The 25748-nt window shown below is 68.8% G+C and carries 26 protein-coding genes; 17 read left to right on the top strand and 9 right to left on the bottom strand.

Features of this window, described 5'->3' with window-relative positions; genetic code table 11:
• The first annotated feature begins 55 nt into the window (after positions 1 to 55).
• Positions 56 to 3046, top strand: a complete 2991-nt coding sequence (locus tag D9R12_RS04100) for a bifunctional diguanylate cyclase/phosphodiesterase (RefSeq protein ID WP_122228310.1) — start codon at positions 56 to 58, stop codon at positions 3044 to 3046.
• 184 nt (positions 3047 to 3230) lie between these two features.
• Here D9R12_RS04100 and D9R12_RS04095 read toward each other — a convergent pair whose 3' ends face one another.
• Positions 3231 to 3539: a hypothetical protein gene (locus tag D9R12_RS04095; RefSeq protein ID WP_014161834.1), complete on the bottom strand. Its 309-nt coding sequence runs from the start codon at positions 3537 to 3539 to the stop codon at positions 3231 to 3233.
• Positions 3540 to 3685: 146 nt separating this feature from the next.
• Here D9R12_RS04095 and D9R12_RS04090 point away from each other — a divergent pair, with 146 nt between their 5' ends.
• Positions 3686 to 5326, top strand: coding sequence for a Na+/H+ antiporter (locus D9R12_RS04090; RefSeq protein ID WP_122228307.1), 1641 nt, complete (start codon positions 3686 to 3688; stop codon positions 5324 to 5326).
• A gap of 53 nt (positions 5327 to 5379) precedes the next feature.
• Here the strand turns inward: D9R12_RS04090 and D9R12_RS04085 are convergent, their stop codons facing one another.
• Positions 5380 to 5628, bottom strand: coding sequence for a DUF3297 family protein (locus D9R12_RS04085; RefSeq protein WP_014161832.1), 249 nt, complete (start codon positions 5626 to 5628; stop codon positions 5380 to 5382).
• A gap of 179 nt (positions 5629 to 5807) precedes the next feature.
• Here D9R12_RS04085 and D9R12_RS04080 point away from each other — a divergent pair, with 179 nt between their 5' ends.
• Entirely contained in the window at positions 5808 to 6338 is a 531-nt protein-coding gene (locus tag D9R12_RS04080; RefSeq protein ID WP_043291430.1) for a DUF6630 family protein, read from the top strand.
• Between the two features lie 13 nt (positions 6339 to 6351).
• On the opposite strand, the gene D9R12_RS04075 is transcribed toward D9R12_RS04080, so the two are convergent.
• Positions 6352 to 6636, bottom strand: coding sequence for a DUF4031 domain-containing protein (locus D9R12_RS04075; RefSeq protein ID WP_014161830.1), 285 nt, complete (start codon positions 6634 to 6636; stop codon positions 6352 to 6354).
• Between the two features lie 156 nt (positions 6637 to 6792).
• Here D9R12_RS04075 and D9R12_RS04070 point away from each other — a divergent pair, with 156 nt between their 5' ends.
• A complete protein-coding gene (locus D9R12_RS04070; protein ID WP_014161829.1) occupies positions 6793 to 7206 on the top strand; it encodes an EF-hand domain-containing protein in 414 nt (137 codons plus the stop codon).
• A gap of 101 nt (positions 7207 to 7307) precedes the next feature.
• On the top strand, positions 7308 to 7715 hold the full coding sequence (locus tag D9R12_RS04065; protein ID WP_170159138.1) for an EF-hand domain-containing protein: 408 nt from the start codon (positions 7308 to 7310) through the stop codon (positions 7713 to 7715).
• A 9-nt stretch (positions 7716 to 7724) separates the two neighbouring features.
• Here the strand turns inward: D9R12_RS04065 and msrB are convergent, their stop codons facing one another.
• Together msrB and D9R12_RS04055 are read right to left on the bottom strand one after the other, a co-directional pair.
• The gene (gene msrB, locus D9R12_RS04060) at positions 7725 to 8198 is read right to left on the bottom strand and encodes a peptide-methionine (R)-S-oxide reductase MsrB (protein WP_122228301.1); all 474 of its coding nucleotides are present in this window, start codon (positions 8196 to 8198) and stop codon (positions 7725 to 7727) included.
• A gap of 91 nt (positions 8199 to 8289) precedes the next feature.
• Positions 8290 to 8856, bottom strand: coding sequence for a DUF3016 domain-containing protein (locus D9R12_RS04055; protein ID WP_014161826.1), 567 nt, complete (start codon positions 8854 to 8856; stop codon positions 8290 to 8292).
• Positions 8857 to 9153: 297 nt separating this feature from the next.
• Here D9R12_RS04055 and ku point away from each other — a divergent pair, with 297 nt between their 5' ends.
• The 3 genes from ku (at position 9154) to D9R12_RS04040 (ending at position 13454) form a co-directional block, all read left to right on the top strand.
• Positions 9154 to 10116, top strand: a complete 963-nt coding sequence (gene ku / locus D9R12_RS04050; protein ID WP_122228298.1) for a non-homologous end joining protein Ku — start codon at positions 9154 to 9156, stop codon at positions 10114 to 10116.
• A 3-nt stretch (positions 10117 to 10119) separates the two neighbouring features.
• A complete protein-coding gene (gene ligD, locus D9R12_RS04045; RefSeq protein ID WP_122228295.1) occupies positions 10120 to 12630 on the top strand; it encodes a DNA ligase D in 2511 nt (836 codons plus the stop codon).
• A 140-nt stretch (positions 12631 to 12770) separates the two neighbouring features.
• Positions 12771 to 13454 carry a DsbA family oxidoreductase gene (locus tag D9R12_RS04040; protein WP_170159137.1) on the top strand — a complete coding sequence of 228 codons (684 nt, stop codon included), beginning with the start codon at positions 12771 to 12773 and terminating at the stop codon, positions 13452 to 13454.
• A gap of 14 nt (positions 13455 to 13468) precedes the next feature.
• On the opposite strand, the gene D9R12_RS04035 is transcribed toward D9R12_RS04040, so the two are convergent.
• Positions 13469 to 13681 carry a hypothetical protein gene (locus D9R12_RS04035; protein WP_014161821.1) on the bottom strand — a complete coding sequence of 71 codons (213 nt, stop codon included), beginning with the start codon at positions 13679 to 13681 and terminating at the stop codon, positions 13469 to 13471.
• 209 nt (positions 13682 to 13890) lie between these two features.
• Here D9R12_RS04035 and D9R12_RS04030 point away from each other — a divergent pair, with 209 nt between their 5' ends.
• A complete protein-coding gene (locus tag D9R12_RS04030; protein WP_014161820.1) occupies positions 13891 to 14178 on the top strand; it encodes a DUF3247 family protein in 288 nt (95 codons plus the stop codon).
• Between the two features lie 19 nt (positions 14179 to 14197).
• On the opposite strand, the gene D9R12_RS04025 is transcribed toward D9R12_RS04030, so the two are convergent.
• Both D9R12_RS04025 and D9R12_RS04020 read right to left on the bottom strand, forming a co-directional pair.
• Positions 14198 to 14458, bottom strand: a complete 261-nt coding sequence (locus D9R12_RS04025; protein ID WP_043291420.1) for a hypothetical protein — start codon at positions 14456 to 14458, stop codon at positions 14198 to 14200.
• A 141-nt stretch (positions 14459 to 14599) separates the two neighbouring features.
• Positions 14600 to 15268: an arylesterase gene (locus tag D9R12_RS04020; RefSeq protein ID WP_122228289.1), complete on the bottom strand. Its 669-nt coding sequence runs from the start codon at positions 15266 to 15268 to the stop codon at positions 14600 to 14602.
• 34 nt (positions 15269 to 15302) lie between these two features.
• On the opposite strand from D9R12_RS04020, the gene D9R12_RS04015 reads away from it, so the two are divergent.
• The 5 genes from D9R12_RS04015 (at position 15303) to D9R12_RS03995 (ending at position 21924) form a co-directional block, all read left to right on the top strand.
• A complete protein-coding gene (locus D9R12_RS04015) occupies positions 15303 to 16028 on the top strand; it encodes an ABC transporter ATP-binding protein (RefSeq protein ID WP_014161817.1) in 726 nt (241 codons plus the stop codon).
• A complete protein-coding gene (locus tag D9R12_RS04010) occupies positions 16025 to 18532 on the top strand; it encodes an ABC transporter permease (RefSeq protein WP_122228286.1) in 2508 nt (835 codons plus the stop codon). Before D9R12_RS04015 ends, D9R12_RS04010 begins: the two co-directional genes overlap by 4 nt.
• Before the next feature lie 88 nt (positions 18533 to 18620).
• Positions 18621 to 20306 carry an ABC1 kinase family protein gene (locus tag D9R12_RS04005; protein WP_122228283.1) on the top strand — a complete coding sequence of 562 codons (1686 nt, stop codon included), beginning with the start codon at positions 18621 to 18623 and terminating at the stop codon, positions 20304 to 20306.
• A 266-nt stretch (positions 20307 to 20572) separates the two neighbouring features.
• Complete coding sequence (locus D9R12_RS04000) at positions 20573 to 20755, top strand: hypothetical protein (protein WP_014161813.1); 183 nt, start codon at positions 20573 to 20575, stop codon at positions 20753 to 20755.
• Positions 20752 to 21924, top strand: a complete 1173-nt coding sequence (locus D9R12_RS03995; protein WP_083833569.1) for an RHS repeat-associated core domain-containing protein — start codon at positions 20752 to 20754, stop codon at positions 21922 to 21924. The genes D9R12_RS04000 and D9R12_RS03995 overlap by 4 nt, the downstream gene beginning before the upstream one ends.
• A gap of 994 nt (positions 21925 to 22918) precedes the next feature.
• On the opposite strand, the gene D9R12_RS16235 is transcribed toward D9R12_RS03995, so the two are convergent.
• Positions 22919 to 23101 (bottom strand): integrase core domain-containing protein, encoded by a 183-nt coding sequence (locus tag D9R12_RS16235; protein ID WP_147475043.1) that lies wholly within the window; start codon positions 23099 to 23101, stop codon positions 22919 to 22921.
• Positions 23102 to 23237: 136 nt separating this feature from the next.
• On the opposite strand from D9R12_RS16235, the gene D9R12_RS03980 reads away from it, so the two are divergent.
• Genes D9R12_RS03980 through D9R12_RS03970 form a run of 3 tightly spaced genes read left to right on the top strand, consistent with a single transcriptional unit; the run spans position 23238 to position 25725 of the window.
• Positions 23238 to 24335 (top strand): class I SAM-dependent methyltransferase, encoded by a 1098-nt coding sequence (locus D9R12_RS03980; protein ID WP_122228791.1) that lies wholly within the window; start codon positions 23238 to 23240, stop codon positions 24333 to 24335.
• Positions 24332 to 25042, top strand: coding sequence for a pseudouridine synthase (locus tag D9R12_RS03975; protein ID WP_122228276.1), 711 nt, complete (start codon positions 24332 to 24334; stop codon positions 25040 to 25042). Before D9R12_RS03980 ends, D9R12_RS03975 begins: the two co-directional genes overlap by 4 nt.
• A complete protein-coding gene (locus tag D9R12_RS03970; RefSeq protein WP_244671762.1) occupies positions 25039 to 25725 on the top strand; it encodes an HAD family hydrolase in 687 nt (228 codons plus the stop codon). The genes D9R12_RS03975 and D9R12_RS03970 overlap by 4 nt, the downstream gene beginning before the upstream one ends.
• Positions 25726 to 25748: the final 23 nt, after the last annotated feature.

Below are 25748 nucleotides of genomic sequence, written 5' to 3'. Positions count from 1 at the left end.
CTGGGCTTCCTTGCAAAGGGGGGGAAGCAGGAAACCCGACCAAGCGCACGCCTGCATGGAACGTCCCGATTCACGCCATCGCCCCCTCCAGCCGGTCGTGCAGGCCCGCACGGTGCTGGGCTTTGGCCTGTTGCTGGCCCTGGCCCTGGCCATCGGCCTGGGCTACTGGGTGGTCAGCGACCGTCGCCACCGCCTGGACGCTGCCGAGCGCCAGAGCCAGGCGCTGGCGGCCGGCGTGGGGCGGGTGATCAACCTCGAACTGCGCAACATCGAACGCGCCATGCACGGCATTGCCGGCGATGCACAGCAGCTGCTGGAGACCGTGCCTGAGCAGGCATCGGCGCTGATCTCCGAATCCATCGCCGGGGTCGTCTCGCGCCATCGTGAAATCCACAGCATCGTACTGGTCGCCGCCAACGGCGTGGCACTGACCGATGGGCCGGGCGAGCCGGGCTTCGGCGACTGGATCGGGCGGGCCCCGCACGGACCGGACACGCGCCTGCAGTTCGGGCCCGCGTACGCCCTGGCCGACGGCCGCTGGGTGCTGCCGCTGGCCCTGGCCATGCCCGCCGGCCGTGGCGCCGGGCAGCGCTGGATCCTGGCCCGTCTCCTTACCGATGAGCTGCAGTCCATGACCGCTGGCCTGGACAGCGGGCGCGATGGGGTGGTTAGCGTCATTGGCCCCGGCAACATCCTGCTGGCGCGCAGCCTGGACGGGACTGCCAGGCCCGAACTGGTCGGCCGCCAGGTGGCCGTGCCTTCGCCGCAGGAACTGCGCCAGCGGCCGGAAGTTGCCCAGCACGCCAGCCAGGTCGATGGCCTGCGCCGAGTGGTGGCCGGCCATGCGCTGGTCCACTATCCGCTCCAGGCCTGGGCCGGCCTGTCGACCCGCCAGGTCCTGCTGCCGTGGTACCGGTTCGTGGCCATCGCAGTGATGCTCTACCTGCTCTACTGGGCGCTGCTGCTGGTGATGCTGCGTGCCGTCGGCCGTGTCGACCGTGCTCAGCGCGACATCCTGGAACAGCTGCAGCGCAATACCGAACACCTGCGCCTGGCCCAGTACACCGGCAAGGTCGGTGCCTGGGCAATGGAGCAGCACACCCGCGAACTGGTCTGGGGTGGGGACATCAGCGCCATGTTCGGCCTGGGCCAGGCGCACAGTTCCTCGCTGCGGCTGTTCGGCCGCCACGTGCACCCCCACGACCGCAGGATGCTGGCGCGCCGTTTTGCCAGTGCCTGGCGAAGTCACAGCGCGTTCTCCAGCGAGTTCCGCCTGGTGGCCGACGATGGCACCGAGCGCTGGGTGGTCGGACGCGGCGGCGTGGTCCAGGACCAGGCCGGACGCCAGCGCATGACCGGCACCCTGGTGGACATCAGCGAGCGCATGGAAGCCATGTCGCGGGTGAGCGATGCCGAACGCCAGTTTCGCCTGATCTTCGACCGCAACCCGTTGCCGTTCTGGGTGCATGACGCGCACAGCCTGCGCTTCCTTGAGGTCAACCGTGCCGCCACCGTGCAGTACGGCTTCAGCCGCGAGGAATTGCTGACCATGGAGCTGGGTGACCTCTGCCCGGGCGGCTTGCCCGACGCCAGTGGCCTGGTGGAAGACCCGGCAGCCGGTTTCGACGCCGCGCACGTGTCCCAGCACCGGCGCAAGGATGGCTCGACCCTGCAGGTGCGCGTGTATGGCAGCGAGATTCGTTTCGGCGGCCGCGACGCCAGGCTGGTGCTGGCCGAGGACGTCTCCGAGCGCCTGGAGTACGAGAAGGAACTGGCCTATCGCGCGCGCCACGACCAGACCACCGGCCTGATCAACGTGCAGACCCTGAGCGATCGCCTGGACCAGGGCCAGCATCCGGGCTACCAGGTCGTGTACCTGCAGCTGCGCGGGCTGCAGCCGATCCGCGATTCGCTGGGACGGGAGACCGCCGACGACGTGCTGCGCACGCTGGCCGCGCGCCTGCAGCAGTGGGCCGACGACTTCGGCCTGGCCGCGCACCAGCCCGACGAGGACTTCGTCCTGGCCATCCTGCATCCGCAGCGCTCCAGCGCCGCGCTGGAGGCAGCGATCGAAGCGGTGCGCGAGCCGATCGGCCAGGGCGATGGCTCGATGCAGCGCCTGGACGCGCGCTTCGGCCTGGCCCAGGACGATGGCAGTGGCCAGCGCGCCGAACGCATCATCGACAACGCCGCCCTGGCCGCCCACGCGCTGGAAACGGCGGCTTTCGAGATCTCGCGCTACGACGGCGCCCTGGCGCGCGGCTACAGCGAGCGCCTGCGCATGGCCGCGCGCCTGCGTGCGGCGATCGAGCAAGACGAATTCGAGCTGCACTTCCAGCCCATCCTGCGCCTGGCCGACGGCAGCGTGGCCGCATTGGAGGCGTTGGTGCGCTGGCCGCAGCGAGACGGCACCTACATCCCGCCCGGCGACTTCATCCCGCTGTGCGAGGACACCGGCCTGATCGTGCCGCTGGGCAACTGGATCCTGCGCCGCGCTGCGCAGGCGCAGGCGTGGCTGCAGCGCCAGGGCTGCCAGGACCTGCCGGTGGCGGTGAATGTTTCGGCGATCCAGATGCTGCAGGGCGACCTGCCAGGCGAACTGGAAGCGGCCTGTCTGCAGGCCGGCATCGCCCCACATGCGCTGCACATGGAGTTGACCGAAAGCGTGGTGATGAACCGCCCCGAGCAGGGCATGGCCGCGATGCAGCGCCTGCGCGAAGCAGGCGTGTGCATCTCGCTGGACGATTTCGGCACCGGCTTTTCGTCGATGTCCTACCTGCGCCACCTGCCGCTGAGTTCGATCAAGCTCGATCGTGCCTTCATATGCGACGTCGACCGCGACGAGCGCAACGCCAGCATCTGCAGCGCGCTGCTGATGCTGGGCCACAGCCTGGGACTGGTGATGATCGCCGAGGGCGTGGAGCGGCCGGAGGAGCTGGAATGGCTGCGCCGCCATGGTTGCGATCAGGTGCAGGGCTTCCTGCTGGGCCGCCCGCAGCCGCTGGAATCGGCCTTGCTGCGCGTGCGAGGCGTGGCCTCGCACTGACACCGCGCATGCACCTTTGCAACGGCGTTGCCGATCCGGTTGCGCGGCGTCCTGGGCCCGGGTTTGCGCGGGCGGATCGATGCGGCCATCTGATGTCCTGCTGCAGCTTCCGGGTCCTGGCGACCGACGGCTGCAGGCCGGCGCGCATCGATCCGCGGTGGAGCGTGTCGCCCCGGGGGCGCCCTCAGCCGGTGAGGATGCGGCGCCACACCTCACCGATGACCTGTCCGGCGCGGGCCCAGTCCAGTTGTTGGTGCAGGGGCAGCTGCGCGTAGCGGCGGCGGATGTCCGGCCACAGCGCATCCAGGTGCGCGTGCGGGTGCAGCAGGTAGGTGTCGTAGGCGAACTTCAACGTGGGTTCGGCCTGGCCATAGCTCGGCCGGCCGACCGGGTACTGGGCGTAGTGCTCGCGCCACCAGCGCAGCTCGTGGTTGATGTCCACCACGATGGCACGCGCCTGGGCGGTCTGCGACGTCGGCGTGATGGCATTCATGCGTGATTCCCTGCATCTTCGTCCCTGTGGCGCCCACTCTAGAAGCCGATCGGGTGAAGCAGCCGTCAAGCACGCCGTGCGCGCCGGACCGGTCAGGTCCTGATCTTCCGCCCGCAGCGACGCGCCGGTCTGCTAGGTTTCATGGAATGCATTCGATCGAAATCGTCCTGGCCATGCTGCTCGCGGTGGCCGCCAGTGGCTTCCTGGTTTGCGTCCTGCCCTTCTCGTTGCCGCTGCCGCTGGTGCAGATCGGCCTGGGCGCGGTCATCTCCAGCTTCAACCGCGGCGTGGCACTGGACCCGAAGCTGTTCTTCCTGCTGTTTCTGCCGCCGCTGCTGTTCTTGGACGGCTGGCGCATCCCCAAGCAGGGTCTGTTCCGCGACAAGGGCGTGATCCTGGAACTGGCGCTGGGCCTGGTGATGTTCACCGTGTTCGGCGCGGGCTTTCTGATTCACTGGATGATCCCGGCCGTACCGCTGCCGGTGGCCTTCGCGCTGGCGGCGATCCTCTCGCCCACCGACCCGATGGCGGTGTCCTCGATCGCCTCGCGCGCGCCCATCCCCAGGCGCCTGATGCATATCCTGGAAGGCGAATCCCTGCTCAACGACGCCTCGGGCCTGGTCTGCTTCCAGTTCGCCGTGGCTGCGGCACTGACCGGGACCTTCTCCATCGCCAATGCCTCGGTGACCTTCCTGTGGCTGGCCCTGGCCGGCGTGGCCTGCGGGGTCGGCGTGACCTATGCGGTCAACATCGTGCAGCGCTGGATCGCGCGCCACTTCGGCGAAGAAGGCGGTTCGCCGATCCTGGTCAGCCTGCTGATCCCGTTCGCGGCCTACCTGCTGGCCGAAGGCGTGCACGCCTCCGGGATCCTGGCCGCGGTCGCGGCCGGCATCACCATGAGCTACTTCGAGCTGTCCGGCCGGGCCGCGGCCAGCGTGCGCATCCAGCGCACGGCGGTGTGGGACATGGTCCAGTTCACCCTCAATGGCATCGTCTTCACCCTGCTCGGCGAGCAGCTGCCCGGCATCGTGCGCAACGCGATGCGCAGCGTCGAATCCGGCCACCTGGACCCATGGTGGCTGGCCGTGTATGTGGCGGCGATCAGCATCGGCCTGATGCTGCTGCGTTTGATCTGGGTGTGGCTGTCGCTGCGCTGGAGCATCCTGGCCGCGCGCGTGCGCGGCCAGCAGCGGGCAAGCCCCCACTGGCGGATCATCGTGGCCACCTCGTTGGCGGGCGTGCGCGGCGCGATCACCCTGGCCGGCGTGCTGACCTTGCCGCTGGCGCTGTCCGATGGCACGCCGTTCCCTGCGCGCGACCTGGCGATCTTCCTGGCCGCGGCGGTGATCATGGTCTTGCTGCTGGTGGCGGCCATTGCGTTGCCGCGCCTGCTCAGGAACCTGCAGGTGCCCGAGGAATCGGATCAGCAGCACCAGGAAGACCTGGCCCGAAAATCCGCCGCGCGCGCTGCGCTGGCGGCGGTGGAAGCCGAGCGCCAGCGGCTGGCCGCCAGCGCAGATCTGGTCGAGGATGGCGAACTGCTCACCGCTTGCGCCGAGCGGGTCAGCCAGTTGTACCAGCGCCATGTGGACCGCCTGGGCGGCGAGGCCGACATCGCGCCCGAGCGGGCGCGCCGGATCGAACAGATCGAGCGTCAGATGCGCCTGGCCGGCCTGCGTGCCGAACGCGCCGAACTGTTCCGCCTGGCGCGCGAGCACAAGATCTCCGAGGAGGTCTCGCGCAAGCTGGTGCGCAACCTGGATCTGCTGGAAACGCGCCAGCGCTGAGCCTTGCCCGCGCGCGGCGCACAACGCTGGCGTGTGCGCGCCGCCGCCCTGCCTCAGGCCGCAGGTGCGGTCTTGAAGTACGGCTCGACGCGGCCCTTGATCTTCATCGTCATCGGCTGGCCGCGACGGTCCAGCGACTTGCCGACCTGGACCCGGATCCAGCCTTCGGACACGCTGTATTCCTCCACGTTGTCGCGCTCGGTGCCGTTGAAGCGCACGCCCACCCCGCGCTCCAGCGCGGCCTGGTCATGGAAGCGGCTGCCGGGATCGACGGCCAGGCGGTCGGGAGGGGTATCGCGCATGGTGACGGACCTGCCGGAAAATCGAGGGCGCACAGGATAAGCGGCGTCTGCCCGCGATGCATCCGGCGGCCGCGACGCAATCGGGCTGAACCGGGCCCGGCTCGGCGGCTTTGCAAGCGCGTCGGTGCGGGCCATGCTTGGCGCTCGTGCTGCTGCGCCCGCGTGTCCTTGCCATGTCCCTGCCCGACAACACCGCTGATTACGAAGACGACTTCGACCCGTTCGATCCTGAAGAAACCCAAGCCCCCGAGGTCCTGGCCTGGAACCTGCTGCTGCTGATCAATCCGGGCGATGAGGACAGCGCGCTGCGCCAGTTCGAGCTGTTGCGTGAGCGCCTGGCCGGCGGCGCCGACGCGCCGCTGCCGTGGCTGCTGCGCGACATCGTGGACTGGACCGCCGGATTCTTCGTCGCGCCCGACGACACCCAAGGGCTGACCGAGGCCATCGATGAACTGGCAGCGCGCTTCGGCCTGACCATCGACTGGGGCGGGGACCGCGACGACGAGGGATTCATGGATGACCACGACGTGCCCAGCCTGCTGTCGCTGGCCCACCACCGGCTGCGCGAGCATGGCTACACCCTGTGGTGCTGGAATGCCGATTCGGAAGGTTATGGCGGCTGGATGGCGCTGCGCCGCGACGACGATGGCATGCGCGCACTGGCCCAGGTCCTGCAATTCGAACTGCGCCCGGCCAGCGAGGCCGGCTGAGACCACTGCGGTGTCAGGGCGCCAGGCCGCGGCCCTGGGCCTTGGCCACGGCGATCACCGCGCGCACCCGCAGGCGGTCGCGATGGCGCGAGATCGCCACTGCGCCCAGGAGGATGGCCCGTTCACGACGCTGCGTATCGATGTCGTAGTGCGCGCCGCTGAGCTTGTCCTGGAAGGCGTGCCGCGGCAGCCCCAGGCGGGCGGCGAAGGCGTGCAGTTCATCCAGCGTATCGGCCATCAGGTGGGCCCAGCGCCGGCCGCGCCAGGGCATCACCGCATCGTCAACGTACACGGCCATCGCCGTCGCTCCACTGCACACCCAAGGTGAAGTATCGCCCATGCCCGACGCCGCGCGCAGGCCTTTACATGCTTCGTTCGAACCCTTGACGGTTGGGTAACCGGCAGCTGGCCATGGTGGGATGACAAGCGGCTTCTGCGCCGCGGGAGATCTCCCATGAACGTGCTTCGTTGCCTGGCCATCGCCCTGGGCCTGCTGTGCCCGATCGTCGCCCAAGCCGATGCGCTGCATGACCGTTTTCAGGGCATGGACGCCAACCACGATGGTCGCCTCGACCCGCGCGAGCATGCGGCTGCCGCGCAGGCCATGTTCAAGCAGCTCGACGCCGACCTGGACGGCAGCGTCAGCGTCGATGAGATGCGCCTGGCACGTCAGGCGATGGACGAGCCGGCCAGCCCTGGGCAGGTGCGCCAGGCCATTGCCACGATGGACGACAACGGCGACGGACAAGTCGATGCCGACGAACATCGGGCCATGGCCCAGGCGCGGTTTGCGCGCGCCGATGCCAACCACGACGGCGTTGTGACCGAAGCGGAGATGCGGCAGGCGCCAGGCCCGGCAGCCAGCTGAGCATCGGCCGCGCCAGGGCGCTTTTGCAGCGGCGGCATGCAGGCCGGTGGTGGTCCATCATGGCGGTCCCTTTCCCGCTTCGAGCGGCAGGTTTCCCGGATATGCCTTTCTCACGCCGCCGTGCCGTGCCGGCCTTGCTGCTGGTGCTGGGCACGGCCACCGCTGCGGCGCAGACAGGCTGGCTGGACCAGTTCGGCAAGCTGGATGGCAATGGCGACGGGATCATCGCTCTGGCCGAGTACCAGGCCGGCGCGCGTGCCGCATTCGCGCCACTGGATAGCGACAGGGACGGCTGGATCACACTGTACGAGATGCGCGCCTCACTGGACCCCAATACCGGCGGCGCTGGCGCCGACGGGCTGGCGCGCACGCGCATGGCAGCGATGGACCTCAACCATGACAACCTGATCAGCGAAGGCGAATACGTCGCCTTCGCCGACCAGTCGATCGAGACTTACGACAAGGACGGCGATGGTCGCCTGACCCGGCAGGATTTCCAGGCGCGCTGAGCGCGATGGTCAGGCGGCCTGGGCCAGCTGTGCCTCGGCGCCGCCTCGGTGCAGCGGGTCGGGCAGGGCCTGGCCGGCTTCGGTGAAGGCCAGCGACACCGAATTCAGGCAGTGGCGCTCGTAGGTCGGCGGCGGGCCGTCAGGGAACACGTGGCCCAGATGGCTGCCGCAGCGGGCGCAGGTGATCTCGGTGCGGACCATGCCGTAGCTGGTGTCGCGGACGGTCCTGATGTGGGCCGGATCGATCGGCTTGAAGAAGCTCGGCCAGCCGGTGCCGGACTCGAACTTGGCGCTGGAGGCGAACAGCGGCAGCCCGCACAGGCGGCAGGTGTAGACGCCCTCCAGCTTGTTGTCCAGGAACGCCCCGCAGAACGGCGCCTCGGTGCCGTGCTGCAGCAGCACGTGGCGCTCCTCGGCACTGAGGCCAGCGATCAGTGCGGCGCGCTGGGTGGCATCGGGGGACGTAAGGTCGAACTGGCTCATGGCGGCGTCCTGGCAGGTCAGTTGGGATGCACAAAGGATCGGGGCGCGTCAGGCCGGGTTCAACGGTCCGGGCGTGCCCCGGATGCAGGCATTATGGATGGGCGCTGAGTTCGCGCTTGTCGCTGAACTCGCGGTGGATCCACTGGTTGATCATTCTCTTCTCGTAGCGCAACGGATCGTGCTCCATCGGCCGGGCGCCCACCAGGTAGCCCAGGTCGGTCAGCTTGCGCTGGCCCTGGTCTATGACCCGGCCGTCGGCATCGCGCAGGGTGAAGTCGAAGGTCAGCCGCGGCGGGTAGATGTCCTTCATGACCCGGATGTGGTCGGCCGAGGGCCCGTGCCAGGGCTCGTACTCGCCGGCGCGCTGGATGTCGGTGATGTGCACGTCCAGGGTCTGGCCCGGCTGGAGGGCCTTGCTGGCTTCCTTGCGCAGGTACTCGGCCAGGTCACGGACCCAGGTGCCGCGCGCGGCTTCCCACTTGTTGGGGCTGTAGCGGATATCGGTGAACTGCGCCGGGTCGGCCCAGGACACCGAGACCGGCCCCTGCGCCGGCAGCTCGCGTGGCAGGTCGGGATCGGTGACGCGGGTGGCGGCGGCCATGGCCGGCAGCGTGGCCAGCGCCACGATGGCGGCCAGGGCGAAAGTGGTGAACTTCATGGCGGTTCCCCGTCGTTGAGGAGATCAGCCGATGCTAAGCCCTGTACTGGTGGATGCGCATGGCCGGTGATGGCGCCGTTTGGTTGTCATTCCGGGAGCGCCCGGGTGGCCTGGACGCAGGTGCTGGCCAAAAGCGAGGTGCCCTGGTCATCGCCTGGCCAGCAGGGCTGCAGGTAGCGCCGCCGCGCAGGCCGCCTTGCGCCGCTCACGGCCCGTCACGGCCCGTCAACGCCGTGGCTTCGCACACTTTGGACCTCAAGCGGCGCATCCCGCGCGGCACGTGCCAAGGGACCTGCCATGGCCCGCCCGATCTGGACCGGAACCCTGACCTTCGGCCTGCTCAATGTGCCGGTGTCGCTGATGCCCGGCGAGCGCAAGGTGGACCTGCACTTTCGCATGCTCGACTCGCGCGACAATTCGCCGATCCGCTTCGAGCGGGTCAATGCCGAGACCGGCGAGGAAGTGCCGTGGAAGGACATCGTCAAGGCCTTCGAGTACGACAAGGGCAACTACGTCGTGGTCGACGAAGCGGACATCAAGTCGGCCGCCCCGGACAGCCATGAGTCGGTGGAGGTGGAGACCTTCGTCGATGCCTCCGAGATCGACGTGCGCTACTACGAAAAGCCCTACATCCTGGTGCCCGGCAAGAAGGCCGAGAAGGGCTATGTGCTGCTGCGCGAAACCCTGCGCGACACCGGCCGGGTCGGCATCGCCCGGGTGGTGATCCGCACCCGCCAGTACCTGTGCGCGGTGATGCCGCAGGGCGATGCGCTGGTGCTGATGCTGCTGCGCTATCCGCAGGAGTTGGTGGCACCGGACGACTACAAGCTGCCGGCCGGCAACGCCGGCGATTACCGGGTCACGCCCCGGGAGATGGAGATGGCGCGCAAGCTGATCCAGTCCATGAGCGGGACCTGGCAGCCGGAGGAATACCACGACGAGTTTCGCCAGCGCCTGCAGGAGATCATCACCCGGCGGATCAAGGACACCGGCGCCACCGCCACGGTGGACGAGCCAGGCCACGCGCGCCAGGGCGATGCCACCAACGTGGTGGACTTCATGTCGCTACTGCAGAAATCACTGGGCGAGAACAGGCGCACCCCGGCCAAGAAGACCGCGACCAGCGCGGTGGTCAAGAAGGCGCCCGCCAGGAAGGCGGCCAAGAAGGCGGCGAGCAAGGCGCCAGCCAAGAAAGCCGCGGCCAAGAAGCGTGCCGAGAGCAAGCCCACCAGGAAGCCCGCGCTGCGCAAGGCAGGGTGAACCGTGTCGCTGCACGAATACGAGCGCAAGCGCCGCTTCGACCAGACCCCCGAGCCGCGCGGTGGACAGGCTGGCCGCGCCGGTCATCGCCCGATCTTCGTGGTGCAGTTGCACCACGCCTCCTCGCGCCATTACGACTTCCGCCTGGAAGCCGATGGCGTGCTCAAGAGCTGGGCCGTGCCCAAGGGCCCGTCCTTGCGCCCTGGCGAAAAACGCCTGGCGGTGGAAGTGGAAGACCACCCGCTGGACTACGCCAGTTTTGAAGGCGACATCCCGCAGGGCCACTACGGCGCCGGTCACGTGCAGGTGTTCGACCACGGCCACTGGACCTGCGAAGGCGACCCGCTGGAAGCCATCGCCGCCGGCAAGCTGGATTTCATCCTGTTCGGCGAGAAGCTCGGCGGTGCCTGGAAGCTGGTGCGCACCAACCTGCGCGGCAAGCAGCGCCAGTGGCTGCTGATCAAGCGTGACGACGAATTCGCCGCCGACCAGGAAGCAGACGATCTGGTCGCTGCGCCGGCCGCTTCGGCCGCCGCCACGGCGCGTTCGAAGCCTGCGCGCAGCAGGGCCACGACCAGCGAACAGGCCGCACCCGGGACGCCAGCCAGGGCGCCGGCCATGCCGCGCAAGCGTGGCAACAGCGAGGCAGCCTGGAAGCGCCGCGCGCTGGAACTGGACGGGGCCCGCGACACGCCGTATCCGCCCGGCTACCCGCCGCAGCTGTGCAAGCTGCGCGCGCTCGCGCCGGCCGGGGATGACTGGCTGCACGAGATCAAGTGGGATGGCTATCGGCTGCTGGCCGACCTGGTCCAAGGCGAGGTCAGGCTGCGCTCACGCAACGGCCTGGACTGGAACGCCATGTTCCCGGAAGTGCTCGCCGCGGTGCGCGCGCTGCCGGTGCGCGATGCGCGCCTGGATGGTGAGCTGGTGGTGGTCGATGCCCAGGGTCGCAGTGATTTCTCGGCGCTGCAGCGGACCATCGACGGCACCGCCAAGGCGCAGCTGCGCTACCTGGTGTTCGACCTGCCGGGTGTGGCCGGGGTGGATATCAGCCGCGCGCCGCTGCGGCAGCGCAAGGCGCTGCTCAAGACGCTGCTGGGCGATGGGCCCGGCCTGATCGCCTTCAGCGACCACGTGCTGGGCCATGGCCCGCAGGTGTTTGCCACCAGCGCCAGGGCCGGGCTGGAGGGCATCGTCAGCAAGCGTGTGGATTCGGCCTATGCCGGCGGGCGTTCGGAGGCCTGGGTCAAGGTCAAGCACGAGCAGACCGATGAATTCGTGGTGGTCGGCTACACCGCTCCCAAGGGCACGCGCAGCGGCTTTGGGTCGCTGCTGATGGCGCGCGTGGACAAGGGGGTGCTGGTGTACGCCGGGCGGGTGGGCACCGGCTACGACGATGCCATGCTCAAGTCGCTGCTGGCGTGGCTGCAGCCGCTGCACAGCGACCGCGCCCCGGTGGAGCTGCCCGCGCATGTGCCGTTCAAGCCGCGCAGCGTGCATTGGGTCAAGCCGCAGCTGGTGGCCGAAGTGGCCTTCCGCGGCTGGGGCAAGGAGGGCCTGCTGCGCCAGGCCGCATTCAAGCGCTTGCGTGAGGACAAGGACATGGCTGCACTCCAGGCCGATGCCGGCGATGCCGGCGATGCCGGCGATGGCGCCGGCACGGTGACCATCACCCATCCCGAGCGGGTGGTGTACCCCGGGGACGGGATCACCAAGGGCCAGGTGGCCGACTACTACCGCCGTGTCGCGCCGCTGCTGCTGCCGGAGCTGGCCGGTCGGCCGCTGTCGCTGCTGCGCTGCCCGAACGGCGCCGGTGGTGAATGCTTCTTCCAGAAGCACTACGCGCCGTCGCTGGGCAAGGCCGTGCACGCGGTGCCGCTGAAGCAAAAAAGTGGCACCGAGGACTACCTGTACGTCGAGGACATCGACGGGGTGCTGGCGCTGGTGCAGATGAATACCCTGGAGCTGCACCCGTGGGGTTCGACCGTGGCTGCGCCGGAAAAGCCGGACCGGCTGGTGTTCGACCTGGATCCAGGCCCGGGCGTGTCCTGGCCGCAGGTCAAGGATGCCGCGCGGCAGGTCCGCGCCAACCTGCGCAAGACCGGGCTGGAGAGCTTTGTGCGCCTGTCCGGCGGCAAGGGCCTGCACGTGGTGGTGCCGATCGACCCGGGCCCCAGCTGGGACACGGTCAAGGAGTTCTGCGAGGCCTTCGCCAATGCTATGGCCCAGCAGCAGCCCGAGCGCTATATCGCCACGATGAGCAAGGCCAAGCGCGAGCAGAAGATCTTCATCGACTGGCTGCGCAACGGCCGCGGCAGCACCAGCGTGTGCAGCTGGTCGCTGCGTGCACGCGAACACGCCACCGTGGCGATGCCGCTGCGCTGGGAAGAGCTGGGCAAGGTCGACTCACCCGACCAGTTCACCCTGGACAAGGCCCTGCAGCGCGCCGCGCGCCTCAAGGGCGACCCGTGGAAGGACATCGCCACGCTCAGCCAGGCGCTGCCGCACGCCTGAGCGCGGCAGACAGCTTGCACCGCAACCGGCGCCGATCATCGGCGCGCGGTACCGCCGGCACGGTGCATCCCAGCGGCATGCTTGAGTCGATGGGAGGTGCGCGCTGCAATGGCCATTCCCACCTCTTCCAGGACATCGCCATGCCCCAGCCAGAACCCGCCGTGCACGGCGCCGGCCAGCCGGTGCGGGTGGATTTCGTTTCCGACGTGGTGTGCCCCTGGTGCGCGATCGGCCTGAAGTCGCTGCTGGCGGCGGCCCAGCGCATCGATGGCCTGCAGCTTGAGCTGCATGTCCAGCCGTTCGAACTGGACCCGGAGCTGGCGCCGGGCGGCGAGGACCTGCGCCAGCGGCTGATGCGCAAGTACGGCATGAGCGCGGCCCAGTACGAGGCCAGCGGCCAGGCCATCCGCGAACGCGGCGCCGCGCTGGGTTTCACCTTCGACCTGGACAAGCGCACGCGCAGCTTCAATACCTTCGACGCCCATCGCCTGCTGCACTGGGCCGGGGAACAGGATGCCGGCAGCCAGCTGCGGCTCAAGCTGGCGCTGCTGGAGGCGTATTTCACCCACGGCCTGGATGTGTCCGATCACGCCATCCTGGCGCAGGTCGCCGCCCAGGCCGGCCTGGATGGCGCCCAAGCCCGGGCCGTGCTGGACAGCGACCGCCATGCCGAGGCGGTGCGGCGCGATCAGGCGCGCTGGCGCCAGGCCGGGATCAGCGCGGTGCCATCGGTGGTGTTCAACCAGCAACACCTGGTTCAGGGCGGCCAGCCGGTGGAGACCTTCGAGCAGGCGCTGCGCCAGCTCTCGGGACTGGCCGCCTGAGCGAAGCGGGGCGTTCAGCCGTGGCGGGAGACCAGCACGGCTTCGCGGCCGGCCATGTCCATGATCACCGCGCTGCGGATGCCATGCTGGATATGCAGGTTGGCCGCGATCACCGCGGCGGTGTGCAGCGCTTCGGCGCGGTCGTCGAACCAGAACCGGCCATGCTCGCCTTCGTAGAGTTGCCAGCCGCGCTCGTGTGCGGTCACGGTAAACAGGACCCGTTGCATGCTCGCGTTTCCCCGTGGATGTGGGTCTCCCCCCGAAGGCAAGCGTGCCTGCGCGCGCGAGCCAAAGCGCTCGGGCGACACCGCGGCGGGCCGTAGGAAAAGTCCGGTTCCGGGGCGGCCCGCCTTGTCCGGGCACCGTCCTCGACGCGGCGTTACATGGCCGGGCGCGAGCATGGCGCCATCCGACTTTCCGCCCGAGAGCAGAGCCCATGAGCAAATACGCCGAGCGCGTCCACACCGACCGCAACAAGATCGCCGAGCTCGAAGCGCTGGTCACCCAGCTTCCCTCCGAGGCCAGGGTCGCGCTGCTGCTGGAAGATGGCCGGCAGCTGCGCGGCACCGTGCCGGTGCAGCCGACCGTTCAGATCTTCCGCGATGCCCAGGAGCAGGAAGGGGTCAATGCGCTCCTGCGCCTGGACGATCTTGCAGATCCCAGCCACCAGCATCATCTGTGGCTGGACCAGGTTCGCAAGGTGACGCCGCTGGGCTCGTTCTGATGCCTGATGCTCGATGCCACTATGGCTCGGCGCTGACAGCCTCGGCCTGGAACCGACGCGCATAGCCGCGCTCCTCGGCGACCCGCGCCACTTCCGCATCGGCCAGGTCCGGCGCTCCGTAGACCGCATAGACCACCTCGCCGTCGTGACGGCCCACCAGATGCAGCTTGTAGCGCGGGCGGCCGGTATGGCCGTTCTCGGGGTAGTGGACCGGCGGCTGCGCGCCATCCAGGTCCATCTCGCTGTTGTCCACGACGCCGCCAACGAACAGGGCACGCAACATGTCGATCTCCGGTGTGGGAAGGCCTGCCTGATCATGGTGACCGCCCTGTTCTCCACGCATGAAGCCGGCCTTGCCCAAACAGAAAGACCGCGTGGACAGGCGCGGGCTTTCGTTGATGCAGTTGGCAGATCGAGCGCGTTATTTCAGCAACGGCGCCAGCGCAGGCCAGACGAAGTCGCGGATCTGCGGCTGCACTTCGGTGGTGGGATGCAGGTTGTCGGCCTGGAAGTTGGCCCGGTCGCCGGCGATGGGCTGCAGGAAGAACGGGACGAACGCGGTGTGGTACTGCCGGGCCAGCGCGCTGTAGAGGCTGGCAAAGCCCTCGGTATAGGTCCGGCCCAGGTTGGGCGGCATCTGCATGCCCAACAGCAGCACCCGGGCGCCGGCGGCCTGCGAGGCGGTGATCATCTTCTCCAGGTTGGCCCGGGTCTGGTCCAGCGGCAGGCCGCGCAGGCCATCGTTGGCGCCCAGTTCGATCACCACCACGGCCGGCTTGAGCCGCTGCAGCTGGGCGGCGATGCGCGAGGCGCCACCGGCGCTGGTCTCGCCGCTGATGCTGGCGTTGACCACGTTCCAGCCGGGTTTTTCGCGGGCGATCCTGGCGGCGGTCAGCGGCACCCAGCCCTGGTCTGGGCCCAGCCCGTAGCCGGCCGACAGCGAGTCGCCCATCACCAGCACGGTTTTGGTGGTCGCCGCGGTGGCGGCCCGGGGCGCTGGCTGGGCCAGCAGCGCTTGCATGAATGTCATCACCACCAGCGCCAGCCACCATTGCGCGCGGCGGCGCACGACCGCATAACCTGCCTGCATCTTCTTTCTTCCGGTATCCAAGAACTCCCCCATCATGGCCGACGCTCCCCTGCTGCACGCTGACACGCCCCTCGCTTCCTCCCAGGCCGCACCGGTGCTGCAGGTCGCCTCGCTCGGCAAGCAGGTCACCCTGCCGGGCAGCACCCTGACCATCCTGGACGGGGTGTCCTTCCAGATCGGGCGCGGCGATACGGTGGCCATCGTCGGCGCCTCCGGTTCGGGCAAGAGCACGCTGCTGTCGCTGCTGGCCGGGCTGGATACGCCCAGCAGCGGCACGGTGACCCTGGATGGCCAGGTGCTCTCGGCACTGGACGAAGACGGCCGGGCGCGGGTGCGTGGCGAGAAGGTCGGCTTCGTGTTCCAGAACTTCCAGCTGCTGCCTTCGCTGACCGCGCTGGAAAACGTGATGCTGCCGCTGGAGCTGCGCGGCGACGCCGATCCGCGGGCGCCGGCCGAGAAGATCCTGGCCGACGTCGGGCTGTCCGCGCGCCTGGCCCATTACCCGCGCCAGCTCTCCGGCGGCGAGCAACAGCGCGTGGCCCTGGCCCGTGCGTTTGTGACCAGGCCGGCGCTGCTGTTTGCCGATGAGCCGACCGGCAACCTGGACCAGCGCACCGGTCAGGCCATCGAGGAGCTGTTGTTCGCCCTCAACGCCCAGGCCGGCACCACCCTGGTGCTGGTTACCCACGACGAGGCCCTGGCCGGGCGCTGCACCCGCGTGCTGCGCCTGGACAGCGGCAAGCTGGTGGCCGGCGCATGAACACCCTGGCGCTGGCCTGGCGCCAGTTGCGGCGCGATCTGGCCGCCGGCGAAGTGCGCATCCTGCTGGCCGCGCTGGTGCTGGCGGTGGTGGCGGTGACCTCGGTGGGCCTGGTCACCGACCGCGCCGAGCGCGCCCTGGCGATCCAGGCCAACCGTCTGCTCGGCGGTGACGTGGTGGTGCGCAGCGATGCGCCGATCGAAGGCGCCATTGCCCAGGCCGCCAAGGCCCCCGGCCTGCGCAGCACCGGCACGATCGAGCTCAACACCATGCTTCGGGTCGGCCAAGGCGAGGATGCGCAGCTGCGCCTGGGCGAGCTGCGCGCGCTGGGCCAGGGGTTTCCGCTGCGCGGCAGCTTCACCCTGACCGATGCCAACACCCCGGACGAACACCCGGCCCGCGGCATTCCCGCACCGGGCACGCTGTGGATGACCCGGGCCGGCGCCGACACGCTGGGCGCGCGGCTGGGCGAGAAGGTCAGCGTCGGCGATGCGACCCTGACCCTGGCCGCCCTGGTCACCCAGGAGCCGGACGCGGCGCTGGATTATTTCGACGTCGCGCCCAAGGTCTTCCTCAACGCCGCCGACCTGCCGGCCACCGGCCTGGTCCAGCTGGGCAGCCGCATCGGCTACCGGCTGGTGGTGGCCGGCGATGCCGGCGCGGTCGAGCGCTTCACCGCCACCGCGCGCAAGGCGCTGCAGCGCGGCCAGCGGCTGGAGACCATCCAGGACGCGCGCCCGGAAGTGCGCTCGGCGCTGGACCGCGCCGGGCGTTTCCTCGGCCTGGCCGCGCTGGTCTCGGTGATCCTGGCTGCGGTGGCCGTGGCGATGGCTGCGCGCCGGCACAGCGAACGCCATCTGTCCGGCGTGGCGGTGATGCGCTGCCTGGGCGCCCAGCAGTGGCAGCTGGTCGGCATCCACGTGGGCGAGCTGATCCTGCTGGGCCTGATGGCCTGCACGGTCGGGGTGGCGATCGCCTTCGCGCTGCAGTGGGCGGTGGCCGGGTGGCTGGCCTCCATGCTCAAGGTCGCCATTCCGCCCGCGGGCTGGGGGCCGATCGCGCAAGGCTACGGCGTGGGCCTGATCGTGCTGCTGGCCTTCGGTGCGCCGCCGGTGCTGGCCCTGCGCCGGGTGCCGGCGCTGCGCGTGCTGCGCCGCGACCTGGAGCCGACCGAACCCAGCGCCGTGCTGGTCGCGGTGACCGGCTTTGCCGGCCTGGCCGCGCTGTTGTGGTGGAAGGCCGGTTCGCCGGCGCTGGGCTTTGCCATGCTCGGCGGCATCGCGGCCACGCTGCTGGTGCTGGCCGGCCTTGCCTGGCTGCTGATCCTGGCCGTGCGCAGGCTGCGCTCGCGCCTGCGCGGGGCGCTGCGTTACGGGTTGGCCAATGTCAGTCGCCGCGCCGGCACCAGCGTGGCGCAGGTCTCGGCGCTGGGCCTGGGGCTGATGGCGCTGCTGCTGCTGACCTTCGTGCGCACCGACCTGCTGGATCGCTGGCAGCTGTCGCTGCAGGCCGATGCGCCCAACCGCTTCATCATCAACGTGCAGGACGATCAGGTGCAGCCGGTGACCCGGTTCATCGCCGGACAAGGGCTGGACGCACCGGTCCTGTTCCCGATGGTGCGGGGCCGCCTGCTCAGCCTCAACGGCAAGCCGGTCAGCGGCGCCGACTACACCGACGCCGAAGCCCGCCGCTTCGCCGAACGCGAGTTCAACCTCTCCACCACCAGCACCCGGCGCGAAGACAACCAGGTCACCGCCGGCAGGTTCTGGGGCGCGGGGCCTACGCCCAGCCCGGAACTGTCGGTGGAAGAAGGCTTCGCCGAACGGCTGGGCTGGAAGCTGGGCGACATCGTCGCCTTCGACATCGCCGGGCAAACGCTGAGCGGCAGGATCACCAGCCTGCGCAAGGTGGATTGGGAGAGCTTCAAGCCCAACTTCTTCGTGCTGGTCTCGCCCGGCGTGCTCAAGGACTACCCGGCCAGCCACATCACCGCCGTCCACGTGCCGGCCGACCATCCGCGCTTCACCGCGCAGCTGGTGCAGGCCTTTCCGAACCTGACGGTGATCGACATCGACCAGGTGCTCAAGCAGGTGCGCAGCACCGCCGACCAGGTCAGCACGGTGGTGCAGGTGGTGTTCTGGTTTTCGCTGGCCGCCGGCCTGCTGGTGCTGATGGCCGCGGTCAGTGCCAGCCAGGACGAGCGCCTGCTGGAAGGCGGGGTGATGCGCGTGCTCGGCGGCAGCCGGCGCCAGCTGCGCATGGCCCAGGCCTCCGAGTTTGCCGCGATCGGCCTGCTCTCGGGCCTGGTGGCGGCCATTGCCGCCTCGATCCTGTCCGGGGTGGTCGCGGTCAGGGTGTTCGACCTGCCATGGGAACCGAACTGGACCCTGGCGGCGGTCGGCGGCGCGGCCGGCGTGCTGGCGGCACTGGTGGCCGGCCTGTTCGCCACCCGCAAGGTGCTGGATGCACCGCCCTCGGTGACCCTGCGCGAACTGCAGGGCTGAAGCGGCGGGCCAGCGCGATGCAGGCTTCACCGGCCTGTGATCCCAGCGTTCACACAATCCGCGCACCCACTCATCCGGACCCGCACCCATGACCCAAGACGGCCTGGCCGCCACCCCAGACCCTGCGCCGGCGCGCAGCGAGGGGACGATGGAGCGGCGCAAGCAGATCATGAAGTTCCTGTTTCGTTACCGGAACTCGGGGGTGTTCTCCGGCCTGGGGCAGGACGCGCTGCGCGAGGAGGCGACCGTCGAGGACGGCACCCCGGCCCAATTCAGCCGTGACCTGGAAGCATTGGGGCCGACCTTCATCAAGCTCGGCCAGATGCTGTCCACCCGCCCGGACATCGTCCCGCCCAGCTACGCCACCGCGCTGGAGCGGATGCAGGAAGAAGTCTCGCCGGTGCCGGTGGAACAGATCCGCCAGGCGCTGGAAGCCGACCTGGGCGTGCGCCTGAGCAAGGTCTTCCAGACCTTCGACCCCGAGCCGCTGGGAACCGCATCGCTGGCCCAGGTGCACCGCGCGGTGCTGCGCGATGGCACGCCGGTGGCGGTCAAGGTGCAGAAGCCCGGGGTGGCCCAGCGGCTGCTCTCGGACCTGGCCATGCTGCGCTCGATCGCCGGGGCCGCCGACCGGCTGACCAAGGTCGGGCGCACCCTGCGCTTCAGCGACTGGCTGGACGAGTTCACCCGCACCCTGATGGCCGAGCTGGACTACGTGGCCGAGGCCGAAAACCTGGAACGCTTCGCCTTGCACCTGGAGGCCTACCCCGAGCTGGTGGTGCCGCGCCCGGTGTGGGACCTGACCCGTCGCCGGGTGCTGACCATGGAGCTGATCGAAGGGGTGCGCGTGGACCAGGTGCCGGCGGTGCGCCGGATCGAGCAGCCCATGCTGCCGATGGCTTCGGCGCTGCTGCGCGGCTACCTGGATCAGATCTTCATCTTTGGCGAGATCCACGCCGATCCGCATCCGGGCAACCTGCGGGTGACCGCCGACAACCGGCTGGCGATCTTCGACCTGGGGATGGTGGCCAATGTGCCGCCGGGCCAGCGCGAATGCCTGCTCAGGCTGCTGTTTGCGGCCGTGGATGGGCGCGGCGAGGCGGTGGCCCGCGAGATGCTGGCGCTGGGCACGCAGCTGGAGGAGTTCGACGGCGAGCGCTTCAGCCGCGAGACCGGCCAGCTGATCAGCCGCTATTCGGCGCACAGCGGCACCACCTCCGAGGGCCTGGTGGTGCTGGAGCTGGTCCGCACCGCGATGGCCTGCGGCCTGCGCACGCCGCCGGAGCTGTCACTGCTGGGCAAGGCCCTGCTGAACCTGGATACCGTCTGCCGCGCGCTCTCGCCCGAGCTCGATGCCAAGGCCGTGGTCGAAGGCCACCTGCAACACGTGATGCGCGCGCGCCTGCGCCAGTCGCTGTCCTCGCCCAACATGGCCAGCGAGCTGATGGACCTGCAGTCGCTGGCCCGCGAAGGCCCGCGCAAGCTGTCCGACATCCTCAGCCTGCTCTCCGAGAACAAGCTGCAGATCCGCGTTTCCGGGCTGGAGGAATCCCACCTGATGGAAAGCCTGCAGAAGATCGCCAACCGCGGCGCCGCCGGCGTGGTCACCGCCGCCCTGATCCTGGCTTCGGCCCTGATGATGCGCGTGCCCACCGCCAGCACCCTGTTCGGCTATCCCACCGTGGCCATGATCCTGTTGTTCATCGGCGCCATCCTGGGCGCCAGCATCGTCATCAGCGCCCTGCTGGGGGACCGCAAGGTCAAGAGCCGCTGATTCCATCGGATCTGAAGTCACTGCTGGCCCTGCGCATGTTCGCTTCTCGCATGACAGCCAAGCCGTGCGTTTGCCACATCGGCCGCGGCCCACGCAAGAGCCAGCGCGCGAAGCCGACGTAGATGCGCTCATGCTGCTCGAGCACCTGCTGGTTGCCGGGCAATCCATCAAAGGCCCTGAGCGGCGCCTTGACGCGGCTCGGCGCCCGGCCATGCGCGCCCTGACCTGGAGGGTAGAATGCAGCCGTAGCCCACGAGGTTCTTGCCATGACCACGCTCAGCCAGCAGGTGCACCAGATCGCCGAGCAGTTGCCGCCGGAGGCGACGTGGGATGAGGTGCGTTATCAGGTCGAGCTGCGTGCCTCGATCGAGCGGGGTCTGGCCGACGTCAAGGCCGGGCGTGTGGTGCCGGTGGAGGAGTTGCTGGCCGAGTTCGGCATGCTGGAATGAGGGTCGTCTGGTCGGCGGAAGCGACCCGCAGCCTGCGCCAGATCTTCACCTGCATCGCCCAGGACTCGCCGATGGCTGCCCGTACCTTCGACTACGGCAACCGGCTGCGGGACGTACCGGGCAAGGAGTCATATCGCTACGACGCCCAGGGTCGCCGCGTCCTGGGCCAACGCAATGGCGGCCTGATGCTCTCGCAATATTCCAGCGCCGGGCAGCTGATGTACGAAGAACGCAGCGGCAAGGGCAACTTCGAGCACATCTACCTGGGCGGCAGCCTGCTGGCCACGCGCAACAGTGGCGTGATCAAGTACCAACACACCGATGCGCTGGGCAGCCCGGTGGCCGTCACCGACACCGCCGCGCAGGTCATCGAGCGCACCCAGTACGAGCCCTACGGCGCGGCCATCGGCAAGACGGTCGATGGCGTGGGCTACACTGGCCATGTGATGGATGGCCCCACCGGGCTGACGTATATGCAGCAGCGCTATTACGATCCGAGCATTGGAAGGTTCCTTAGCGTTGATCCGGTAACGGCTTACAGCAACCCGGTTGGTGCGTTCAACCGCTACTGGTATGCAAATAACAACCCTTACAAGTTCACCGATCCGGATGGGCGATTCGTTCAAGCTCTTTGGGGTGCGCCCGTTGGTGCCATTGTCGAAATTGCGGCGCAGAAGATTGCCAATCCAGGCCAACCGATTAACTGGAGATCTGTCGGCGTTTCAGCCGCAGTCGGAGCGGTGTCTGGAGGCGTTGCGTCGGTCGCGCGTGTTGCAGCGATCAGAGGCACTGTTACTGTCGGCAAAGCAGTAACAGCAACAAATGCGGCTGTTGGTGCAGCAGGTTCAGCAATGGATAGCGCCGTCAATGGGGAATCCATTAGCGCTGGAAAGATGGCGCTTGCAGCAGCGACCAATGGCGGCCTCAGTCTTGCGGCTGGCCTAGCTGAAGCTAAAGGCGTTCTGGCAGAGAAGATGGCATCTGGCAGCCCGACATCCCCTCAAGGCATTGGCGATCACATTCTCAGGACTACTCAATCTGCAGGTGGGTCAACCGCCAGCACATCAGCCGTTCAAGGTGCAGCTTCGGCTGGTGGCCGTGTTGTTGATATAGCGAAAGAAACAGCAGTGTCTGCTGCGCAGAAGAAGGCGGAAGAGAGGATCAAATGACAAAGAAAAAAGTTCTATCCGCTGAGCTCCCCGCCTTGCTCGTTTCGTCTGGCTTAGGCGCCATCTTTTGGTTCTACCTCGGAATGCAGAAAGGCCTTTTATTGTTCTTAGCAGTTTTTTTGTTATTGCAGCTCTTCGTGCTGCCACCTGTTTTTAGGAAACGCAACTAAAGGGGACCGCAACTAAAGGGGACGGGGGTAATTAAGCTGACCCATGAAGCACAAGGCCCGCAGCGATGCGGGCCTTGTCGTTGGTGCGCCCGGCACGGGCGCACTCCTGGAGGTGCAAGTCCTCCTGCAAGTTGATCACGACGAGCGAAGCGAAGCGCAACTGCATGAGGGTGACCGAGTGTGGGGGGAGGAAGCGTGGAGCGCAGCTGCGAGCCGATGAACAAGAGCCGGATAGAGGGCGCTGCCGAGCAGGGCGAGCGGGCCAATGACCGCGAAGCTCTCGTGATCAAGGCGAGGTGGCGTAGATCCGGCGGTTGTGCGGCGAAGGAGTGTGTTCTTACCCGGGGAGATCTCGCCTTGTGGGTGACCAGCCCGAAGGGCGCAGGACAGCCGTAGGCTGGTCCTGAGCGTGGCGAAGGATGCGCGCAGCGCACAAAGCCCGACGGCCATGCCGGAGCGAGAAGTATGCAAAGGCCGTAGTAGCTGGCGCCGAGGCCGATGAGGCTACAAGGCAAGAGCCAAGGGCCGAACGAGCGTGAGTGACCGAGGACACGTGTGATGTCAAAGCCATGCGTCAGATGCCGCTGCGATGCGGGCGGGCGTAGCGCGCGGTGAAGCCGGGCGTGATCCTGCCAGCGATGAAGCCAGCGGCCCGCCGCGTGAGCACCCCTACGTGTCAACGTGCGACGACTGCCTTTTTCTCGGGATTCAACGCCACCGCGTCGATGAGATCCCAATTTCGGCGTGGCCCGCTCCAGCGCGCCGGATTGGCCTGCCCGGGCCTGCTGCTATAGCGCATGGCGCGCCTGGAGCAGGGCCACGTCCTACCCGGCGTGGCGCTGCTGCGGGCTGACGTCGCCGATGCCGCTGTGGCGGTGCTCGACGTTGTACCAATGCACGAAGGCCGCAGCCCACTGGCGTGCACCGTGCAGGTCGGCAAAGCCCTTGGCCGGGAATTCCGGCCGGTGCTTACGTGACGGTGCGGGACAGCGACTCGACGAAGGCATTGTCGTCGCTGACCCTGGGCGGTGCGTAGGGGGGAGGCCGATGCGAGGCGCCCAGCAGGACCGGTCGAGCCCGTTGACCTCGCGTCGCTGGCTGGACGGCGAACGCATGATGAATGGCTGGGGTTTTTTGGCCGCAATGCTGCCGCACAGTAGAATCGCGCGCCTTGATCCTGGTTTTGGTGGCCATCCGGTGGCGAGCTGCGACCTTCCCCTGGAAGCCCTGGTCCACGCGCTGCGCTCGGGCGCCATTGCCGGTGCCGGCGGCGATGCGCTGTTCCTGCGTGCGCGCCCCGGGGCGGCCCTGCGCACGCTGCAGGGGCTGAGGCTGCGCTGCGAGCAGAGCTTCCGGCCGGCCTTCGATGCATTGCATCGGCAAGGCTACGAGGTGGAGCTGCAGTGCGATGCCACTGCGCAGTCGCCGCTGGTGCTGGCCCTGCCGCCGCGGCAGAAGGAGGAAACCCGCGCGCTGCTGGCGCGGATGGTGGCGCATTGCGCGCCGGGCGGTCGGATCGTGGCCAGCGTGGCCAATGACGAAGGCGCGCGTTCGGTGGAGAAGGACCTGGCCCAGCTCACCGACCTGGGCGGCTCGATTGCCAAGCACCACTGCCGGGTGTTCTGGAGTCCGCCGCTGGACGGTCAGCACGATGCGCAGCTGGCCGCGCAGTGGGCGCAGCTGGATCGGGTGCGGCCGATCCTGGATGGGCGCTTCAAGAGCCGCCCCGGGGTGTTTGCCTGGGATCGGGTCGATGCGGCCTCGCAGCTGCTGGTGGGAGCCTTGCCGACCACGCTGCGCGGCGCCGCGGCCGATCTGGGTGCAGGCTGGGGCTTTCTGTCCGATGCACTGCTCAACCGCTGCGCGGGCATCAGCTCGCTGGATCTGTATGAAGCCGAGGCGCGCGCGCTGGAGCTGGCCCGCGAGAACCTGGCCGCGCATGCGCCGCGCGTTGCACTGGCGTTCCACTGGCACGACGTGGTCGCAGGACTGGGCAAGCGCTTTGATGTGATCGTCAGCAACCCACCGTTCCACGCCCTCAGTCGCGGCGAGCGCCCGGACATCGGCCGTCGCTTCATCGAGACCGCCGCCGCCTCGCTCAACCGTAATGGCCAGCTGTGGCTGGTGGCCAACAAGCACCTGCCCTACGAAGCGGCGCTGGATTCGCGCTTTGCCGATGTGCGCGCGGTGGCCGAAGGCGGTGGCTTCAAGGTGATCGCCGCCACCGGCGCGCGCGCATGAAGATCGTGCGCCACATCGCCAACCTGGGCTATGGCAGCCGCAGGCAGGTGCAGGCGCTGTTCGGCCAGGGCCGGGTCACCGATGCGGCCGGCGCGGTGCTCTACACCGACGACCCGGTCGACCACGATGCGATCCGCATCGACGGCCAGCCGCTGGATCCGGCGCCGGGGCTGTGCGTGCTGCTGCACAAACCGATCGGCACCACCTGTTCGACCCGGGACAGCGGCCGGCTGGTCTACGACCTGCTGCCGCCACGCTGGCGCCTGCGCCAACCGGTGCTGTCCACCGTCGGGCGGCTGGACCGCGACACCAGCGGCCTGCTGCTGCTGACCGACGATGGCGGCCTGCTGCACCGGATCATCTCGCCCAAGGCGCAGTTGCCCAAGGTCTACGAGGCCACCTTGGCGCAGCCGCTGCGCGGCGACGAGGCGGCGACCTTCGCCAGCGGCACGTTGCTGCTGGACAACGAAACCAGGCCGCTGCTGCCGGCCGCGCTGGAAGTCATCGAACCGCGGCGGGTGCGTGTGACCCTGCACGAAGGTCGCTACCACCAGGTCCGGCGCATGTTCGCCGCGGTCGGCAACCATGTCAGCGCGTTGCATCGCAGCCGCATCGGCGGGCTGTCGCTGGAGGGGCTGGCCGAAGGCCAATGGCGGGTGCTGGACGCGGCCGACCTGGCCCGGCTGTTCGCGCCGGACGCGCCATGAGCGATGCGGTGGAAGCGCTGGCGTTCACGCCCGATGCGGTGATCTTCGACATGGACGGGCTGATGCTGGACAGCGAGCGTGCCTCGCTGCGCAGCTGGAGCCGCGCCGCGCGCGAGCTGGGCGTTGAGATCGAGGACGAGCACTGGCTGCGCCTGGTCGGCCACAGCGCGGACGCCTGCCAGGCCATCCTGCGCGAGCGCCTGGCCCCGGCGCAGGTCCAGGCACTGCTGGCGCGCGCCCATGCGCTCTACCACCAGCAAGTGCAGGCCGGCGTGCCGCTGCGGCCGGGCATCGGCGAACTGCTGCAGCTGCTGCAGGCGCATGGCGTCCCGTGTGGCGTGGCCACCTCCACGCATCGGCCGCTGGCCCCGCGCAAGCTGGAAATGGCCGGGCTGCTGGGATACTTCAAGGCGATCACCACCGGCAACGATGTGGCCCATCCCAAGCCGGCACCGGACATCTACCTGCTCGCGGCCCAGCGCATGGGGGTGCCAGTGGCGCGCTGCCTGGCGCTGGAGGATTCGCCGGCCGGCGTGAGCGCCGCGCTGGCTGCCGGCATGACTGTGATCCAGGTGCCGGACCTGGTGGTCCCCGACGAAGGGCTGCGCGCACGCGGACACCGCATCGTCGCCTCGCTGCACCATGCGCGCGAACTGCTGCAGGCGCGCCTGCGCGCCGGCTGAGCGCGCCGTCCTGGGCAAGGCAT

Origin of the sequence: Pseudoxanthomonas spadix (assembly GCF_003703395.1) — a bacterium.
GTDB classification, from domain to species: domain Bacteria; phylum Pseudomonadota; class Gammaproteobacteria; order Xanthomonadales; family Xanthomonadaceae; genus Pseudoxanthomonas_A; species Pseudoxanthomonas_A spadix.
Note: the sequence above shows the minus strand (reverse complement) of the source record. Positions and strands in the feature narration are given on the sequence as shown.

Bases quoted from the DNA above. Each gene is read 5' to 3' on its own strand.
- D9R12_RS04100 (WP_122228310.1), top strand. From the start codon at position 56: ATGGAACGTCCCGATTCACGCCATCGCCCCCTCCAGCCGGTCGTGCAG.
- D9R12_RS04095 (WP_014161834.1), bottom strand. From the start codon at position 3,539: ATGAATGCCATCACGCCGACGTCGCAGACCGCCCAGGCGCGTGCCATC.
- D9R12_RS04090 (WP_122228307.1), top strand. From the start codon at position 3,686: ATGCATTCGATCGAAATCGTCCTGGCCATGCTGCTCGCGGTGGCCGCC.
- D9R12_RS04085 (WP_014161832.1), bottom strand. From the start codon at position 5,628: ATGCGCGATACCCCTCCCGACCGCCTGGCCGTCGATCCCGGCAGCCGC.
- D9R12_RS04075 (WP_014161830.1), bottom strand. From the start codon at position 6,636: ATGGCCGTGTACGTTGACGATGCGGTGATGCCCTGGCGCGGCCGGCGC.
- D9R12_RS04070 (WP_014161829.1), top strand. From the start codon at position 6,793: ATGAACGTGCTTCGTTGCCTGGCCATCGCCCTGGGCCTGCTGTGCCCG.
- D9R12_RS04065 (WP_170159138.1), top strand. From the start codon at position 7,308: ATGCCTTTCTCACGCCGCCGTGCCGTGCCGGCCTTGCTGCTGGTGCTG.
- msrB (WP_122228301.1), bottom strand. From the start codon at position 8,198: ATGAGCCAGTTCGACCTTACGTCCCCCGATGCCACCCAGCGCGCCGCA.
- D9R12_RS04055 (WP_014161826.1), bottom strand. From the start codon at position 8,856: ATGAAGTTCACCACTTTCGCCCTGGCCGCCATCGTGGCGCTGGCCACG.
- ku (WP_122228298.1), top strand. From the start codon at position 9,154: ATGGCCCGCCCGATCTGGACCGGAACCCTGACCTTCGGCCTGCTCAAT.
- D9R12_RS04040 (WP_170159137.1), top strand. From the start codon at position 12,771: ATGCCCCAGCCAGAACCCGCCGTGCACGGCGCCGGCCAGCCGGTGCGG.
- D9R12_RS04035 (WP_014161821.1), bottom strand. From the start codon at position 13,681: ATGCAACGGGTCCTGTTTACCGTGACCGCACACGAGCGCGGCTGGCAA.
- D9R12_RS04030 (WP_014161820.1), top strand. From the start codon at position 13,891: ATGAGCAAATACGCCGAGCGCGTCCACACCGACCGCAACAAGATCGCC.
- D9R12_RS04020 (WP_122228289.1), bottom strand. From the start codon at position 15,268: ATGCAGGCAGGTTATGCGGTCGTGCGCCGCCGCGCGCAATGGTGGCTG.
- D9R12_RS04015 (WP_014161817.1), top strand. From the start codon at position 15,303: ATGGCCGACGCTCCCCTGCTGCACGCTGACACGCCCCTCGCTTCCTCC.
- D9R12_RS04010 (WP_122228286.1), top strand. From the start codon at position 16,025: ATGAACACCCTGGCGCTGGCCTGGCGCCAGTTGCGGCGCGATCTGGCC.
- D9R12_RS04005 (WP_122228283.1), top strand. From the start codon at position 18,621: ATGACCCAAGACGGCCTGGCCGCCACCCCAGACCCTGCGCCGGCGCGC.
- D9R12_RS04000 (WP_014161813.1), top strand. From the start codon at position 20,573: ATGACCACGCTCAGCCAGCAGGTGCACCAGATCGCCGAGCAGTTGCCG.
- D9R12_RS03995 (WP_083833569.1), top strand. From the start codon at position 20,752: ATGAGGGTCGTCTGGTCGGCGGAAGCGACCCGCAGCCTGCGCCAGATC.
- D9R12_RS16235 (WP_147475043.1), bottom strand. From the start codon at position 23,101: ATGCCTTCGTCGAGTCGCTGTCCCGCACCGTCACGTAAGCACCGGCCG.
- D9R12_RS03980 (WP_122228791.1), top strand. From the start codon at position 23,238: ATGCTGCCGCACAGTAGAATCGCGCGCCTTGATCCTGGTTTTGGTGGC.
- D9R12_RS03975 (WP_122228276.1), top strand. From the start codon at position 24,332: ATGAAGATCGTGCGCCACATCGCCAACCTGGGCTATGGCAGCCGCAGG.
- D9R12_RS03970 (WP_244671762.1), top strand. From the start codon at position 25,039: ATGAGCGATGCGGTGGAAGCGCTGGCGTTCACGCCCGATGCGGTGATC.